The sequence below is a fragment of the Bacillus sp. C28GYM-DRY-1 genome (assembly GCF_030519405.1).
In the GTDB taxonomy this organism is placed as follows: Bacteria; Bacillota; Bacilli; order Bacillales; family Bacillaceae; genus Bacillus; species Bacillus spizizenii_A.
The window spans coordinates 1-256 of record NZ_JAUMKF010000099.1 but is presented as its reverse complement, the minus strand read 5'-3'; the positions used below and the strand labels follow the sequence as shown (position 1 = coordinate 256).

Genomic DNA, 256 nt, shown 5'->3' with positions numbered 1-256 from the left:
ACCATGAGCATGTCCCGCAAAGGGACGCCCGCTGATAATGCCTCCATCGAATCGTTTCATTCCTCACTAAAGTCTGAAACGTTCTATCTTAACAGCATTGATCGAACCACGACCACCATCGTAGAACAAACTGTCACAGAATACATTCATTATTATAACAATATTCGTATTCAAACGAAACTAAACAACCAATCACCGATAAACTATCGACAATTGGCTGTTTAAAAGGTGTTTTGATCCCTGTCTCAAAAACGGG

The 256-nt window shown here is 40.6% G+C and carries 1 protein-coding gene; it reads left to right on the top strand.

All coding sequences use genetic code 11. The annotated features are described in order from the left end of the window. The coding region (locus Q3W56_RS20845; protein WP_302896722.1) for an IS3 family transposase at positions 1-225 on the top strand (225 nt) is incomplete at its 5' end. Between the last annotated feature and the right edge of the window lie 31 nt (positions 226-256).